This is a genomic window from Tatumella sp. UCD-D_suzukii, assembly GCF_000611875.2.
Taxonomy (GTDB): domain Bacteria; phylum Pseudomonadota; class Gammaproteobacteria; order Enterobacterales; family Enterobacteriaceae; genus Tatumella; species Tatumella ptyseos.
The window spans coordinates 1-15,579 of sequence record NZ_JFJX01000022.1; the positions used below are offsets into that span (position 1 = coordinate 1).

Consider the following 15,579-nt stretch of genomic DNA (forward strand, 5'->3'; position numbering starts at 1 on the left):
TGACGGTAATGGTCAGCGGCTGCCATACCGGAGAGCCGCAGACACCGGAAGAGACAGGAGAGATGCCTTACGGCAAGGTCGGTTTTGCCTTTTTCACGCCCAGAGCCTTACCGGCGGTGGTGACCCGAGCGCTGATTATCGATAATGAGCAAGTCGTATCAACGTTCCGGACACTGGACAGTACTCAGGAAAATCCCGACAGCGTGGGCCGCTGGAGCAGTAAGGTAGGCCGTCGTGCTCAGTTTAATAAGATCCGGCATCCGCCGGCACAGATGATGTTCTGCTGGGACTCCATTATTGATAAAAAGACCTATGAAACGAGCATTATCTTTTCGCCGTCCCTCAGGGAGGCCATGTCGGTGCCGGCAGGTAAAGACCCGAGGGGGAATACGGCCTGGAATAAAACATTGCTGTTCGGGCTGGCCCCGGAAGGTAAGGTGCGCATCTGGCTCCTGAGTAACGGGAGAGCGGACAACCTGCCGGTCGAACCCTTAACTCTCACCACGGTGTCCGGGGATCAGCTGTATGGCTGCAAAGGGAGTACGCAACATCCCAATGGCTATGTTTATTACGGTGAGACACCTGAATTTATCAAAGGGAAAACCTACCCCTATGGCAACTGGTAACGATAACCCCGGAACCCCACCTGACGTCTGTCACGGCGAATAACCCGCCCGGATGCGCAGTGGCAACGCACCGTTTACAACATGGATGGACAGAAAGTATGAAACTGAACCCCCTGATCCCGCTGCTGATGACGGTAATGGTCAGCGGCTGCCATACCGGAGAGCCGCAGACACCGGAAGAGACAGGAGAGATGCCTTACGGCAAGGTCGGTTTTGCCTTTTTCACGCCCAGAGCCTTACCGGCGGTGGTGACCCGAGCGCTGATTATCGATAATGAGCAAGTCGTATCAACGTTCCGGACACTGGACAGTACTCAGGAAAATCCCGACAGCGTGGGCCGCTGGAGCAGTAAGGTAGGCCGTCGTGCNTGACGGTAATGGTCAGCGGCTGCCATACCGGAGAGCCGCAGACACCGGAAGAGACAGGAGAGATGCCTTACGGCAAGGTCGGTTTTGCCTTTTTCACGCCCAGAGCCTTACCGGCGGTGGTGACCCGAGCGCTGATTATCGATAATGAGCAAGTCGTATCAACGTTCCGGACACTGGACAGTACTCAGGAAAATCCCGACAGCGTGGGCCGCTGGAGCAGTAAGGTAGGCCGTCGTGCTCAGTTTAATAAGATCCGGCATCCGCCGGCACAGATGATGTTCTGCTGGGACTCCATTATCGATAAAAAGACCTATGAGACGAGTATTATCTTTTCACCGTCCCTCAGGGAAGCCATGTCGGTGCCGACCGGTAAAGACCTGAGCGGAAATACGGCCTGGTATAACACTCTGCTGTTCGGGCTGGCTCCGGAAGGTAAGGTGCGTATCTGGCTGCAGAACAGTGCACCGATCGCTAACCTGCCGGTCGAACCCTTAACCCTCACCACGGTGTCAGGGGACCAGCTGTATGGTTGCAAAGGGAGTACGCAACATCCCAATGGCTATGTTTATTACGGTGAGACACCTGAATTTATCAAAGGGAAAACCTATCCCTATGGCAACTGGTAGCGATAACCCCGGAACCCCGGCGCAGACCGGGGTACGGTAACGGCGAATAACCCGCCCGGATGCGCAGTGGCAACGCACCGTTTACAACATGGATGGAAAGAAAGTATGAAACTGAACCCTCTAATCCCGCTGCTGATTGCGATGATGGTCAGCGGCTGCCATACCGGAGAGCCGCAGACACCGGAACAGGCCAGAGAGATGCCTTACGGCCCGGTTGATTTTGCCTTTTTCACGCCCCGGGCTTTACCGGCGGTGGTGACCAGAGCGCTGATTATCGACAATGAAAAGCTGGTATCAACGTTCCGGACACTGGACAGCACTCAGGAAAATCCTGCCAGCGTAGGAAGCTGGAGCAGTAAGGTAAGACGTCATGCACAGTTTAATCAGGTCCGGCATCCGCCGGCCCTGATGATGTTCTGCTGGGACTCCATTATTGATAAAAAGACCTATGAAACGAGCATTATATTCTCGCCGTCCCTCAGGGAGGCCATGTCGGTGCCGACCGGTAAAGACCTGAGCGGAAATACGGCCTGGTATAAAACATTGCTGTTCGGACTGGCCCCGGAAGGTAAGGTGCGCATCTGGCTGCAGAACAGCAGCGGAAAAGTGCGTAACCTGCCGGTTGAACCCTTAACTCTCACCACGGTGTCCGGGGATCAACTGTATGGCTGCAAGAATGCGCCTCCGCGGATTGATTTTAACTACAGCATTCCGGAGGGGTATCCTCAGTACATCAGGGATTTTATCAAAGGGAAAACCTATCCCTATGGCAACTGGTAGCGATAACTCCGGAACCCCGGCGCAGACCGGGGTACGGTAACGGCGAATAACCCGCCCGGATGCGCAGTGGCAACGCACCGTTTACAACATGGATGGAAAGAAAGTATGAAACTGAACCCTCTAATCCCGCTGCTGATTGCGATGATGGTCAGCGGCTGCCACACCGGAGAGCCGCAGACACCGGAAGAGACCGGAGAGATGCCTTACGGCAAGGTCGGTTTTGCCTTTTTCACCCCGTTAGCTTTACCGGCGGTGGTGACCAGAGCGCTGATTATCGACAATGAAAAGCTGGTATCAACGTTCCGGACACTTGACAGCACTCAGGAAAATCCTGCCAGCGTAGGAAGCTGGAGCAGTAAGGTAAGACGTCATGCACAGTTTAATCAGGTCCGGCATCCGCCGGCCCTGATGATGTTCTGCTGGGACTCCATTATTGATAAAAAGACCTATGAGACGAGCATTATCTTTTCACCGTCTCTCAGGGAGGCCATGTCGGTGCCGACCGGTAAAGACCTGAGCGGAAATACGGCCTGGTATAACACGCTGCTGTTAGGGCTGGCGCCGGAAGGTAAGGTGCGCATCTGGCTGCAGAACAGCAGCGGAAAAGTGCGTAATCTGCCGGTCGAACCCTTAACTCTCACCACGGTGTCCGGGGATCAGCTGTATGGCTGCAAAGGGATCACGCAGAGTAATTTTTCTTATGGTTATGACCAGGACATCAAAGATTTTATTAAAGGGAAAACCTATCCCTATGGCAACTGGTAACGATAACTCCGGAACCCCGGCGCAGACCGGGGTACGGTAACGGCGATTAATTCGCCCGGATGCGCAGCGGTAGCGCACCGTTTACAACATGGATGGAAAGAAAGTATGAAACTGAACCCCCTAATCCCCCTGCTGATGACGGTAATGGTCAGCGGCTGCCATACCGGAGAGCCGCAGACACCGGAAGAAACCGGAGAGATGCCTTACGGCAAGGTCGGTTTTGCCTTTTTCACGCCCAGAGCCTTACCGGCGGTGGTGACCCGAGCGCTGATTATCGATAATGAGCAAGTCGTATCAACGTTCCGGACACTTGACAGCACACCGGGGGATCCGGATACCACTAAGATTTGGAACAATCGGGTCAGGATGAATGCTCAGTTCAATCAGATCCGGCATCCGCCAGCACAGATGATGTTCTGCTGGGACTCCATTATTGATAAAAAGACCTATGAGACGAGCATTATCTTTTCACCGTCCCTCAGGGAGGCCATGTCGGTGCCGACCGGTAAAGACCTGAGCGGAAATACGGCCTGGTATAAAACATTGCTGTTCGGACTGGCCCCGGAAGGTAAGGTGCGCATCTGGCTGCAGAACAGCAGCGGAAAAGTGCGTAACCTGCCGGTCGAACCCTTAACTCTCACCACGGTGTCCGGGGATCAGCTATATGGCTGCAAAGGGATCACGCAGAGTAATTTTTCTTATGGTTATGACCAGGACATCAAGGATTTTATCAAAGGGAAAACCTATCCCTATGGCAACTGGTAGCGATAACTCCGGAACCCCGCCTGACGTCTGTCACGGCGATGAACCTGCCGGGAACCATTGATATGGGAGTCCTGAACGGTAAGTGACCGGAATATAACCGATGCTGTCGTGAATGAAGTGAGGAAGCCATACGGAGTTGATACGATAGTGAATGGCATAAAAGCAAAAAACCCGCTCAGGTTTTCCTGAGCGGGCTTCTTTAATATGGCTCCTCTGACTGGACTCGAACCAGTGACATACGGATTAACAGTCCGCCGTTCTACCGACTGAACTACAGAGGAATTGTCGTGAAGACGGGGCGAATATTAACGAGCTACAGGGGGCTTGTCAAAGCACTTTCGTTGCCTTTGTGTCTGTATGCCGAAGATTTCACCAGTAAGACCGTAAAACAGGCGATTGCTGTCATTTTGCTGAGCAGGGCGGCGGGGAGGTCGCCAATAATACCGTATTATCTGCCCCTTAAAACCGGCAGGCCGGGCCCCTGATGCAATCGCGGACAGATTATAATATCGCCGGAGGCGTGACTTTACGTTATTACCGGCGAGGGCTGCTATGGACTGCGCATTCTCTATACGCAGTCTCTGCCGTACGAACCTGGGCTACTTGCCGGCTCAGAGGACTTGCCGGGAATAGGCACAAAGCTTATTACCGTAAGGATCCCGCAGATAAGCGATATACTTACCATCTTTACGCAGATGAGGGGCACTTTCGGCTGATTGTCCGCCGGACCCAACGCCAGCCTGGTGCCAGGCCTGCACATCCTCAGCACTGTTTAACACAAATCCGATAGTTCCCCCGTTGGCATGGGTTGCGGGTTGACCATTGATCGGCAGTGTAATGATAAACCGCTGAGATCCTTTGCGGTAAAAGGGACGATTAAGTGCATCAATACCGGAATCATCAATACCCGCATGGCGAAAAATAGCATCATAGAATTTCTTAGAGATCTGAAGGTCATCAGAGCCCACGACGACATGACTGAACATAAGATTTATCTCCTCAACATGTAAGAACCGCATTTCGACGTTATCTGCCGGGTAGCCAGAGTCCCCTATACTTCAGTTCAACACCCGGTGCCTTTGTGTTCGTACTGTACGACAGGTCCCATGGCGCGGGCTATCGTGGCAACACTGCCGGGTCATTACGGCTGAGTATACTTTCCGGCAGGCAGTGCACCTGTTACCCGGGTATCAATTCGTTGAATTCTGCCTGTTGTGCCATGCGGATATACTGCAGCCCCTTATTTTCAAACGGTGCAGAGCAGGGTAAAAATCCGCGCTTCCGATAGAAATCTGCAGCACTCAGCCGGGCATCCAGCTCAAAACGTTGTGCACCTTCCTGCGTGAGTAGTGCGATCACAGCACTGAGTAATGTGCTGCCGACACCCTGATGTTGCCATTCCGGGAGAGTGGCAAATTTACGTATCTGCCAGCAGTGCTCCTGTAGTTGAAAAACAGACAGGCAGCAGATAAGGATCCCTGAGCGTGTGATACCAAAATGCCTGGCCGAACCATCGCCTGGTACGCGGGAAAAGGACAAGGGTTTGTCCGGCCACAGGACTCGTTGCCGAAGCGCCAGGCAGTCCGTATAGCTGACCTCGCCCGGGGGGAGATTACACTCAGAGAATGAATACTCACCGGTCCTGCATTCTGCGGAGGTGTTCTTTAACATCTATCGTCTCCTGTTTGGCCCGGTCACACCCGCAATGCCCGGGATCAGCCGGATTTTTCGCTGATACCCGCCATAAACTGCGAACAATTCGAGCCCACAGCCGCGGCATTGATTTGCTGCTGATCCAGCCGGAAAGCATTCATTACCAGTGAACCCTGCAGTTTTTGGGCGGTTAACTGACCCAGCGTACGTACCTGCTCAGGTGCCAGCATATGGTTATCCACGGCAACATTCAGTACCGAGCATGTGGAGTTAATAATATTATATCGGGCAACCGTGGCATTATTCACAGAGAATCCCACCACGCCGCCAATCACAATCAGCCCGGTCCACAGTAATATTTTTTTTACTTTCATTGTTATTGCCTCTTCGTCGATAAGCTGACAATGTTACCTAAGATCTGTGCGGAGGTAATAAAAAATCTTATTTCTTTCCACTACCTCGCGGAATTTTCATTGTCTTCAGACAGCGATACCGGCGGCTATTGAGTATGACGGAGTACGGAGGAAAAATGCTGATTTATAGTGTCTTCGGACGATATATCGGTGTGCGCCGTGAACAGAATCGCTGGCAGGTGTTTCGTATCGATATGACAGAGCGTAAATATTCAAGGCTGCGGGAGTGTGTTATTCCGGACACTCTGACGGAAGATGAAATCCCCCGCTGGCTGGACGATATATTCCATGAGTCAGCCACGGAAAAATATCCGGAGATTATTCGTATTGAATGAATCCGGTGTCAGCCATCCTGTCCGTGATGAAACGGGAGAGACAGGCCAGAGCCCTGGCCCGGCAGGCGGATCACCGGCCGGCGGGTGACGCCTCCTGTGGCGGCAGGGTGTGTGTTGTCTGACGTCGCCCCGAATAAATCCGTTCAGCGAGGTATAGCAATGCACCCAGCGTACCGACAAAGAAACCGGGTGGCCAGTCAGTAAACCAGGAGAGAGCTATCGCACTCCATACGATGGTCAGAGCGACGGCTACCGACAGCAGTAATGCGGGGAACGGGCGGCGGCTCAGTGAGCGTGCAATTGCCGGGGGTGCAATCATCAGGCTGAACACCAGTAACGATCCGACAACCGGTACCGCGATGCTGGTGGTCAATGCCAGCAACGTGAGAAACCCCAATTCGGTACTGCGCAGCGGAATACCGCGAACCGCCGCCAGCTCTGCGGAAAATGAACTGAGCAGTAAACGACGGAATAACAGAGCGACCAGTAATACGGTAATGACGGCTGAAATGACCAGCGGGATCAGTTGCGAACGACTGATGCCCAGTAAATCGCCAAATAACAGTGAATAGACTGCCCGTGAATAACGCCCGCTCAGACTAAGCAGGAGAGTGCCTGCCCCCAGTAACGTCACCAGGCAAAGCGCGGTCGCGACTTCATGACGGTGCTGGCGGCTGAAGACATTGATCCCCAGAGCGCCGATCGAGGCAAAAAGCAGAACGCCATAAAAAGGATTAATACCCAGTAATACCGCAGCAGCGGCTCCGGGGAAGGCACCCATCGGCAGGGCATGGGCGGTAAAAGATGCACCGCGCAGGATGACAAAAAATCCGACCATGCCGCAGACAATGGCGACCAGCGTCGCCGCTGTCCAGCTGGTAAACATAAAACCGCTAAACATGTTTTCTCTTCCTGAATCGCTGCCGGTCCGAACCGGCTTGCGGCACAATGGCCCGGGCGAGAATGCCGCTGAACCCCCAGGCAATAAAAATGAGACTGACGATAAAGAAGCTGACCGGCCAGCCCTGACTGTGAGGCCAATAGAAGCTTTCATACGCCAGCCATACGCCCAGCCAGACGGCTAACAGCCCGGTAATAGCGGAAAGTACGACGGCCGACAGCGGTGAGCGGGCAAATTTAAGAGCGATCGCGGCCGGACCAATCAGTAAAGCCGTGGATAAAATGGCTCCGACGGTCATCGACGATAAGGCAACCGCCAGCGCCAGCGCTGACAATTGCAATACGCCGATCAGTCTGACATTGATGCCGCGGATCCTCGCCAGATCGGGGTCAATGGCACACAGTAATACCGGTCGCCAGATAAGCGACAGCAGCAGTAGCGCACATCCTGCAGTCAGCAGTATCCAGGGGATAACCGATGCCGGTAATGTCCAGATGGAGCCGAACATCACCGATAGCGTTGCGCCGGAAGCATTCTGTTTTTTGACGGCAAACCAGAGAAACAGCGCAGAACAGCCCAGCCCGGCACCGAGAACAATGCCGGTAGAAAGGCTTCGTTCCCGCTGGCGGCGTGTCGCACTGAGCTCGATACCTGCAGCCCCTGCCAGAGCCATCAGAATAAAACCGGTCAGCGCATTTATGCCGAGTAAGAAGGAGGCCGCGCCGCCGGCACTACTGATGTCAGATAAGGCATGCCCGGCAAAGGCATGGCCGCGCATTAACGCAAATACGCCGGTGACCCCGCAGACGATGGCGGCTCCCCCGCCAACGGTCAGTGCAGTCTGTACAGGAGCACTGCTGAAAAATCCGTGACTGATAAATAAGGAAAACATCTGCGTCGTCCTTCAGGGAACAGAAATAACATGTGGTGGCTGACATTCATCCGTTTCAGCCATGCCGGGATCGCCGGCCACCACCAGAATACGGCCGTGTACCCGGATAACATCGATATGATAGCCGTAGAGCTGACTCAGCACGCCGGTACGGATAACCTCGCCGGTCGGGCCACTGGCCGCCCGACCGTTAGCCAGATACACCACCCGGTCCATGGCAGGCAATAGCGGGTTGATATCATGGGCAGATAGCAGCACAGACACCTGTTGCTCACGGGCCAGTCGTCTGAGCAGACCGACGATCTCAGCCGCTGCGGCCATGTCCAGATTCGACAGAGGCTCATCCAGTAACAGCAGGTTCGGGCGACGGATCAGTGCATGCGCAATTAACACCCGCTGTTGCTGCCCGCCGGAGAGACGGCCGATACGCTGGTCTGCAAAAGGCAGCGCATCCACCGCATCCAGCATTTCATCGATACGCTGCCGGTAACGGCGGGGGCGTAAGCTAAAGCCCGGGCGGTGACCGTCCAGACCAAGCGCAACGACATCGCGGGCTGTCAGCGGAATATCCGGATCCAGGATATTCTTCTGTGGGACATAACCGACCGCAGCCAGCCCCTGCCGGACATTACCGCCGTTAAGTGTGATTTCCCCGGCTGAAAAATCCTGTAAACCCAGCAGGGCGCGAAACAGTGTGGTTTTTCCGCAGCCATTGGCCCCGATGAGGCCACAGAATTCTCCGTGGCCGATATCAAAACTGACATCCTGAAGTACCCGATGGCCGGGGTAGTTAACCCCCAACTGACGGACACGTAACACCGGTGATTCGGTCATCATTTCACCGTTTACCGGCAATCAGCGATTCAGTCGATACCTGATCACTCACTGCGTGACGTAATGCACTGATTTCAGCCAGCATCCATGACTGATAGTGATAGCCGGGTTCCGGCATGGTTTCATAAACCCCTGCCACCGGAATATGATTTTTCCGCGCCAGCGCCAGGAAATGACTGGTGACCGGGTCTGTCACCTGCTGGTTATAGACAAAGACCCGCACCTTACGTTGTGCCAGCAATTCATTCTGTTCACTGACTAGCTGTGGCGCGGGGTCGATATCATTCATAATGCCGTATTCCAGAGCTTCAGGGGTGAGAATTTTCGCGCCCATGGCTTTCAGCAGATAGTCCGCCACCGGCTCAGTCACTGCCACAGGCGTGTCAGGGAAATCGTTCTTAAAGGCCGTTATTGCTGCATTGACCGGTTCCATGGACTGACGGAATTTACCGGCATTTTCCCGGAATTCTGCCGCATGTTCCGGCATTTTACTCGCCAGCTGGTCGGCAATCGCATCGGCGACCGCAGGCATGGTCTGAGGGTCGTACCATAAATGCGGGTTGGCGGTATTCTCAGGTAACTTCAGCAGGGAGTGAACATTGATCACGTTACGCTTTGCATTGGGTGATGCGGCAATCAGTTTGTCTGCCCAGTCATCATAACCGGCTCCGTTTTCGACAATCAGGGTGGCATGAGCTATCTGGCGGGCGATGCCCGGGCTGGCTTCAAAAGCGTGCGGGTCGGTATTCGGGTCTGAAATCAGCGACGTCACTTCCACATATTTCCCGCCGATCTGACTGATAATATCGGCATACTGATTTTCGATACCGATGGCATGGATATGGGAGGGCGAGTTTTCTGCTGCCAGGCTTAACGGGCTGACACTCAGCAGAGCCGTCATTGCGGCCAGGACTCCCGCGGCTTTGATTCGGGGAGAAAGGCCGCGCGGAGTTGCGTTCTGTACGGTCAGTGCGTGTGTTGCTGATTTTCTGTTGATATGCATCAGGATCCCCATCCTCAGAGTGTGACTATAATGTAATGTTATAATATAACAACTTTAATTCAGGGTAATGCTATACCTTCTGAAAAGAGTGTCAAGCGTTTGACGCTGGCGTGATAATAAATTTGTACCGCCCGGTCACGGAAACGGGGAAAGTCTGCGGCTGTAGTCGTCCGGGGCAGGAATGTCAGTGGCCCTGAGAGGGGGACCATCAGCAAGGATATATCTGACAGGATCAACCTGTGATCGGCGTAAACAGCAGCAAGTGAGGAGCTGCTCTCTCAGGCGAGACCACCCGGGAGAGCAGGACCGCAGCCGGGGTCAGGCGCGGCGGGGTTTCATAAAAATAGCGACCAGCAGGGAAATCAGACATCCTGCCATCAGATACAGCGCCACGCTGTGCCAGGCTCCGTCTGACCAGGTCACCAGTGCCGCGGCGATAAATGGCGTGAAGCCTCCGCCGACCACGCTGGCAACCTGGTATCCGACACCGGCACCGCTGTAACGATAGCGGGCACCAAACATTTCGGTAAACATCGGCTGCTGAACACAAACCACCATATCGTGGGCAATATTTGCCAGCATCAGCGAAAAGAAGAGAATTCCTGCCATAGAACGGCTTTCTAACGCCATAAAAAACGGAATGGCACTGAAGGTACCGATCAGCGCACCGGCAATATAAATGCGTCTTCTGCCATAGGTATCGGCAAGCCAGGCAAAGCAGGGGATAGTGACGCAACTGACCGCCCCCACCAGCAGACCGATATTCAGGAACAATTCGCGCGATAATCCCAGATTCTGGGTGGAATAGCTCAGGGCAAAGGTGGTCACAATATACATGGTCAGTAATTCGCACAACCTGAGCGCGATGATCTGCAGGAAGGCTCCCGGGTGACGAAGCATCGCCTGGATCACCGGCAGACCGGCCGGGGATTCCGGTACCGTCGTCTGCTGTTGTGCCGCCTTTTCGAATTCTTCTGATTCATGCATCCCACAGCGTATCCAGAGCGCGATAGCCACCAGCAATACGCTGAAAATAAACGGCAGACGCCATCCCCAGCTCAGGAATTGCTGGTCAGTGGTGAAGTGGTTTATCAGCGACACCAGCCCGGTCGACAGTAGCAGTCCGACGCCGTAACCCACCTGGACTCCGCTGCTGTAAAAGGCTTTTTTCTTTTCCGGGGCACTTTCGACAGACAGCAGAGCCGCGCCGCCCCATTCACCGCCGACCGCAAAGCCCTGAACGGCCCGCAATACTACCAGCAGCACAGGAGCCAGCCAGCCTATCTGGTCAAATGTCGGGAGCAGGCCAATGGCTGCGGTTGCGCATCCCATGATCCACACGGTCAGCATCAGCATACGCTTACGGCCCAGGCGATCGCCGAAATGGCCGAAGATAATGCCTCCCAGCGGGCGGAACAGAAAGCCCACACCAAAGGTAGCAAACGCCGCCAGGGTTCCCATGGCGGGGCTTATCTGTGGAAAAAATTCATGATTAAACACCAGAGCTGCAGTGATGCCATATAACAGAAAGTCATACCAGTCGACGACGGCACCGGCAAAACTTCCCCAGGCTGCCCGCTTCGCCCGGGACAGGGCAGTGATATTAACCCCCGGGGTATCTGATGTAAGTGTTGAGTCCATAATTGTCCTGCCAGAAATTAGTTTTTATTATCACACAGGCATGTCATTGACCGTGACCTTCTGAAATCACAGGGGCCGGATGGCATGCAGGGGTAAGAGACTAGCGCGACAAGCGGCCGGTGAAAACAGTTTTACCTGTGATTCAGGCAGAAAATATAAAATAAAGTTATAACGGCCTGCAAAAAGGCGTTATCCCGTAAGGGGAAGTGAGATCCGCTGGCCGGAGGGTGATTGTTACATTAAAAGTGACAGAAGCGCAGGCTCAAACGGTAAAGTTGTCATATGCTTAACGCAGTACAGGAGTGTAATGGTCAGACAGAGGAGCAGCAGGATGAAAAAATTAAGTGACTGGCAATCAGCGTTTGACCAATGGTTTCGGCTTAACTGGGATCATGAAGACAAAGCCCATGATCTGGCTCATTTACAACGGGTGTGGGCCAGTGCCCGTAAAATTATGCAGGACACTGACGCTGACCCGCTGGTGGTACTGACGGCCTGCTATTTCCATGATGTGGTGAATTTACCGAAAAATCATCCTGAACGGCATCTGGCCTCCGGCTACGCGGCGCGTGAGACCCTGAGAGTACTGGCTGCTGATTTTCCGGATTTCCCGCAGTCCTTGTATGCTGCCGTCAGTCATGCGGTGGAAGCCCACAGTTTCAGTGCCGGCATTCCGGCCCGGTCCCTCGAAGCAAAAATTGTTCAGGACGCGGACAGACTGGAATCGCTGGGGGCCATCGGGCTGGCCCGGGTCTTTTATACCTCCGGTGCTCTGGGTCGCCCGTTGTTCGATAGTCAGGATCCGTTCGCCCGTGAGCGCCCGCTGGACGATACCCGCTGGGCACTGGATCACTTCCAGACTAAATTACTGGGGTTACCGGCGACCATGCATACGGAGGCCGGCAAAGCGCTGGCAGAATACCATGCCTCATTTCTGGTGGAGTATATGGCCCGTCTGAGCGATGAACTGTTTCCCGACCAACAGCCGGGCGGGGAAATCCGTCGGGAGTTTATGGACCGCTTAAAACCGTCCTGAAAAACACGTCAGCCCCGGGTAACGGCCCGGGGCATAAAGCCAGCCGCAGTTCACGTAGCACTACAAGGTACCTCCCGCTTCAGCCGCCGACAGCCGGTTATTACCGGACAATACGTTCAGACAGCGATGGCCCGCCGGATGTGCGTTGCCGGTCATCTTATAGTGAGCGGATTATCCTCGCAGGTTCCGGCCATCCGGCGAAATCACAAATGCGTACCCGGCGATAAAATCGCCGGCCGGAGTTTGCGTGACCCCTTAACAATTGAGTAAAGTGGCGAACGATAATCTACACTCACTCTCAGGACTTCAATGATGGCCAGTATTAAACTGACAGTCAGACGACTTTATGCATTACAGGATGAGCGAATGGTGAGCACCCGTGCCACAGCCAGCATCTATGTCGGTGAACAGTTAATTGCCACCGAGGAGATCAGTGGCCTGACGGAGAGCGCTGTCAGCAAATATATCCATCATAAGTTACCTGCCGGTCAGCCGGTCAGGGTTGAGTGGCAGACAACAGGCATTGCCGATATGACAGTCAGTGAAGTCGATTTGTGTCCCTGTTGCCGGCACGATCGCCCTGAGTTCTGAGTAACAACATAACCCTGACGGCCGGTACCGATACATTATTGATCCTCACCGATAGCAGATAATAAAGGAACATCCCTTGGCCGGAACCAGTTTACTTGCATTACTTGATGATATTTCTACCTTGCTGGACGATATTTCCGTGATGGGTAAAGTCGCGGCAAAAAAAACCGCCGGGGTACTGGGGGACGATCTGTCGCTCAATGCTCAGCAGGTGGCCGGTGTGAAAGCGAACCGCGAGCTCCCGGTCGTCTGGGGCGTTGCGAAAGGCTCCTTTCTTAATAAAGTGATCCTGGTGCCGCTGGCGCTGGTGATCTCCGCATTTGCCGCCTGGCTGATTACTCCCTTACTCATGCTGGGAGGTGCTTATCTGAGTTATGAAGGGGTAGAGAAAGTCCTGCACTGGCTCACCGCAGATAAGCAACGTAAAAGCCCTGAAGAACGCCAAAAACGTTTAGAAACGCTGAGCCAGCAGGATGCGGTCAGTTATGAGAAAGACAAAATCAAAGGAGCGATCCGGACGGATTTTATCCTGTCTGCTGAGATTGTAGCGCTGACTCTGGGGATTGTTGCTGAAGCCCCCCTGCTGAACCGGGTCCTGATACTGGCAGGGATTGCGATACTGGTGACGGTCGGGGTCTACGGTATTGTGGCGTTGATTGTCAAAATTGATGACCTTGGGTACTGGCTGGAAAAGAAACACTCTGTGGTTGCCCGTAAAACGGGCGCGGGATTACTGTTCCTGGCCCCTCTGTTGATGAAGGTGCTGTCAGTCGTCGGGACGCTGGCAATGTTTCTGGTCGGCGGGGGGATTGTTATCCATGGTATCCCCCGGCTGCATCATGTGATCAGCGGAATAACCCGTTATACCGATGGCTTCCTGCAGACTTTCCTGAGCGATATTCTGGCCCCCCTGATTGTCGGTGCTATCATTGGGTCGATTGTGCTTTTACTGGTAAAACTGTTTGGAAAAATCACCGGTAAGCAGGTATAACTGCGCTCAGCAATCAGTACAGGAGAATAATGATGAGTGACGATATTTTTGAATTTGACATTGATGCACAACTGGCCGACGCTGAAGCCAAAGCTCAGGAAAAAGCCAGCGCGATCCCCGTCAGTTCTGAAGATGAAGGCGACTGTGAAAGCTGTAAAATCTGACGCCGGAAGGCGCTGAATAATTGTGCTATTCTCAAACAGGACACCCTTCCGGTTGTCCTGTTTTGTTTTCCGGTGACCGGAAAAGGCAGGGGTTATGCTGAGAGAGGAGAAAACAATGCAGGTTGATGAGTGGGTCAGTGTTAAAACAGCCGGCGGCTCACCGCGGACAGGGAAGATCCTGGCGGCAGAAACGTTCAATGAAGGGATAATGTATCTGGTGGCGCTGGAAGAATATCCGCGAGGTATCTGGTTTTTTAATGAAAACAATACAGAGGAAGGTATGTTTGTTCAGCCGATACAGGCTCCGGCAGGTTAATTACCGGTGCCTGCGGACGGGCACCGGCCTGCATTCAGTAGCTGGTGTTTAGCCCGTCTGTCAGGGTTTCGCTGATTTTTATCAACTGATGGATCACCAGCTTATTTCGTGTATTGATTTTCTTCTTAATATTCCCTTTGTGTGACGAGATTGTCTTCACTTTTATCTGCATCCGATCTGAAATCTGCAGCGTATCGCAGCCTGACATCCACATCCGTAACATCTCGGTTTCTGCCCGGCTCAGTGCAACGGGTTTAATTTCCTGCTTTCTCAGTCTGCGCTGGTTGTTTTTTACGCAGTTCAGGTGGGGGAGAAGCAGACGATCAAGATTATCGCGCTCCAGCGATTTAGAGGTGATAATAATATTTTCCCGCAGGTACAGATAACCATTAAAGTGCCCGTTCGGTAGCGTCAGGAATATAAAGAACAGGGTATCCGGATGGCGGGCGATAACCTCTTCCACCTCCCGGTTCTCCGGACAAAAATTATCCACACACTGACCGGAAATAAAGACGAAGGAGGGTGCCTGTTGTTCAAAAAGAGCACTGAATTGTTGCGGCGTGTCTATTCCGCTATAGCACTGGCTATCGATACGATGCGAAACCAGATATTCCCTCAACCCCTGTCGGGTAAAGTAACAAGGGTCAATGATAACACTTGACATACTGATTCTTCCTGCCTGGATCAATTATCGTTTCATGACACGCTAAGAGATTACTGATATTTATCCTATCTGTCTTCTCCGCTGAAGGTCGTTACAGAATATCCGGTGTTAAAATGTAAAACGCAAAATTTATTGCCAGATTTGTCGCAAATTGATGGTCATAATAACGTCACCTGCAAGGCAGTTATCTGATTATAAGGGGGTAATCTGCGACA

General features: G+C 53.4%; 20 protein-coding genes and 1 tRNA gene. 11 read left to right on the plus strand and 10 right to left on the minus strand.

The features are described from left to right. The first annotated feature begins 8 nt into the window (after nucleotides 1-8). The 5 genes from CG67_RS05950 to CG67_RS05975 all read left to right on the plus strand — a co-directional run bounded on the left by CG67_RS05950 (nucleotide 9) and on the right by CG67_RS05975 (nucleotide 3,930). Nucleotides 9-626, plus strand: a complete 618-nt coding sequence (locus CG67_RS05950; protein WP_051546343.1) for a DUF2931 family protein — start codon at nucleotides 9-11, stop codon at nucleotides 624-626. 376 nt (nucleotides 627-1,002) lie between these two features. Continuing rightward, nucleotides 1,003-1,620 carry a DUF2931 family protein gene (locus CG67_RS05960; RefSeq protein ID WP_025902059.1) on the plus strand — a complete coding sequence of 206 codons (618 nt, stop codon included), beginning with the start codon at nucleotides 1,003-1,005 and terminating at the stop codon, nucleotides 1,618-1,620. Nucleotides 1,621-1,725: 105 nt separating this feature from the next. After that, a complete protein-coding gene (locus CG67_RS05965; RefSeq protein ID WP_025902060.1) occupies nucleotides 1,726-2,400 on the plus strand; it encodes a DUF2931 family protein in 675 nt (224 codons plus the stop codon). A gap of 105 nt (nucleotides 2,401-2,505) precedes the next feature. Then, nucleotides 2,506-3,165 (plus strand): DUF2931 family protein, encoded by a 660-nt coding sequence (locus tag CG67_RS05970; protein WP_025902061.1) that lies wholly within the window; start codon nucleotides 2,506-2,508, stop codon nucleotides 3,163-3,165. Nucleotides 3,166-3,270: 105 nt separating this feature from the next. Next, a complete protein-coding gene (locus CG67_RS05975; protein WP_025902062.1) occupies nucleotides 3,271-3,930 on the plus strand; it encodes a DUF2931 family protein in 660 nt (219 codons plus the stop codon). Nucleotides 3,931-4,135: 205 nt separating this feature from the next. Here CG67_RS05975 and CG67_RS05980 read toward each other — a convergent pair. From CG67_RS05980 to CG67_RS05995, 4 genes are all read right to left on the minus strand, one after another. Then, nucleotides 4,136-4,211, minus strand: a tRNA-Asn gene (locus CG67_RS05980). 330 nt (nucleotides 4,212-4,541) lie between these two features. Further along, complete coding sequence (locus CG67_RS05985) at nucleotides 4,542-4,916, minus strand: VOC family protein (protein WP_025902063.1); 375 nt, start codon at nucleotides 4,914-4,916, stop codon at nucleotides 4,542-4,544. A gap of 193 nt (nucleotides 4,917-5,109) precedes the next feature. Beyond that, entirely contained in the window at nucleotides 5,110-5,601 is a 492-nt protein-coding gene (locus CG67_RS05990; RefSeq protein ID WP_025902064.1) for a GNAT family N-acetyltransferase, read from the minus strand. 44 nt (nucleotides 5,602-5,645) lie between these two features. Continuing rightward, a complete protein-coding gene (locus CG67_RS05995) occupies nucleotides 5,646-5,957 on the minus strand; it encodes a hypothetical protein (protein ID WP_025902065.1) in 312 nt (103 codons plus the stop codon). A gap of 155 nt (nucleotides 5,958-6,112) precedes the next feature. Here CG67_RS05995 and CG67_RS06000 point away from each other — a divergent pair, with 155 nt between their 5' ends. After that, a complete protein-coding gene (locus CG67_RS06000; RefSeq protein WP_025902066.1) occupies nucleotides 6,113-6,331 on the plus strand; it encodes a hypothetical protein in 219 nt (72 codons plus the stop codon). A gap of 70 nt (nucleotides 6,332-6,401) precedes the next feature. Here CG67_RS06000 and CG67_RS06005 read toward each other — a convergent pair whose 3' ends face one another. The 5 genes from CG67_RS06005 to shiA all read right to left on the minus strand — a co-directional run bounded on the left by CG67_RS06005 (nucleotide 6,402) and on the right by shiA (nucleotide 11,602). After that, entirely contained in the window at nucleotides 6,402-7,232 is an 831-nt protein-coding gene (locus CG67_RS06005; RefSeq protein WP_025902067.1) for a metal ABC transporter permease, read from the minus strand. After that, nucleotides 7,225-8,124: a metal ABC transporter permease gene (locus CG67_RS06010; RefSeq protein WP_025902068.1), complete on the minus strand. Its 900-nt coding sequence runs from the start codon at nucleotides 8,122-8,124 to the stop codon at nucleotides 7,225-7,227. The genes CG67_RS06005 and CG67_RS06010 overlap by 8 nt, the downstream gene beginning before the upstream one ends. A 12-nt stretch (nucleotides 8,125-8,136) precedes the next feature. Further along, nucleotides 8,137-8,961 carry a metal ABC transporter ATP-binding protein gene (locus tag CG67_RS06015; protein ID WP_025902069.1) on the minus strand — a complete coding sequence of 275 codons (825 nt, stop codon included), beginning with the start codon at nucleotides 8,959-8,961 and terminating at the stop codon, nucleotides 8,137-8,139. Between the two features lies 1 nt (nucleotide 8,962). Further along, entirely contained in the window at nucleotides 8,963-9,961 is a 999-nt protein-coding gene (locus tag CG67_RS06020; RefSeq protein ID WP_025902070.1) for a metal ABC transporter solute-binding protein, Zn/Mn family, read from the minus strand. A 318-nt stretch (nucleotides 9,962-10,279) separates the two neighbouring features. After that, a complete protein-coding gene (gene shiA / locus CG67_RS06025; protein WP_025902071.1) occupies nucleotides 10,280-11,602 on the minus strand; it encodes a shikimate transporter in 1,323 nt (440 codons plus the stop codon). Nucleotides 11,603-11,933: 331 nt separating this feature from the next. On the opposite strand from shiA, the gene CG67_RS06030 reads away from it, so the two are divergent. The 5 genes from CG67_RS06030 to dsrB all read left to right on the plus strand — a co-directional run bounded on the left by CG67_RS06030 (nucleotide 11,934) and on the right by dsrB (nucleotide 14,700). Continuing rightward, the gene (locus CG67_RS06030; RefSeq protein ID WP_025902072.1) at nucleotides 11,934-12,638 is read left to right on the plus strand and encodes a phosphohydrolase; all 705 of its coding nucleotides are present in this window, start codon (nucleotides 11,934-11,936) and stop codon (nucleotides 12,636-12,638) included. Between the two features lie 312 nt (nucleotides 12,639-12,950). Then, complete coding sequence (locus CG67_RS06035) at nucleotides 12,951-13,229, plus strand: hypothetical protein (protein WP_025902073.1); 279 nt, start codon at nucleotides 12,951-12,953, stop codon at nucleotides 13,227-13,229. Between the two features lie 76 nt (nucleotides 13,230-13,305). After that, a complete protein-coding gene (locus tag CG67_RS06040; RefSeq protein WP_025902074.1) occupies nucleotides 13,306-14,220 on the plus strand; it encodes a DUF808 family protein in 915 nt (304 codons plus the stop codon). Between the two features lie 29 nt (nucleotides 14,221-14,249). Next, complete coding sequence (locus tag CG67_RS18650) at nucleotides 14,250-14,384, plus strand: hypothetical protein (RefSeq protein ID WP_256360146.1); 135 nt, start codon at nucleotides 14,250-14,252, stop codon at nucleotides 14,382-14,384. A 115-nt stretch (nucleotides 14,385-14,499) separates the two neighbouring features. Continuing rightward, nucleotides 14,500-14,700 (plus strand): protein DsrB, encoded by a 201-nt coding sequence (dsrB, locus tag CG67_RS06045; protein WP_025902075.1) that lies wholly within the window; start codon nucleotides 14,500-14,502, stop codon nucleotides 14,698-14,700. A gap of 34 nt (nucleotides 14,701-14,734) precedes the next feature. Here dsrB and rcsA read toward each other — a convergent pair whose 3' ends face one another. Then, on the minus strand, nucleotides 14,735-15,364 hold the full coding sequence (gene rcsA / locus CG67_RS06050) for a transcriptional regulator RcsA (protein ID WP_025902076.1): 630 nt from the start codon (nucleotides 15,362-15,364) through the stop codon (nucleotides 14,735-14,737). Between the last annotated feature and the right edge of the window lie 215 nt (nucleotides 15,365-15,579).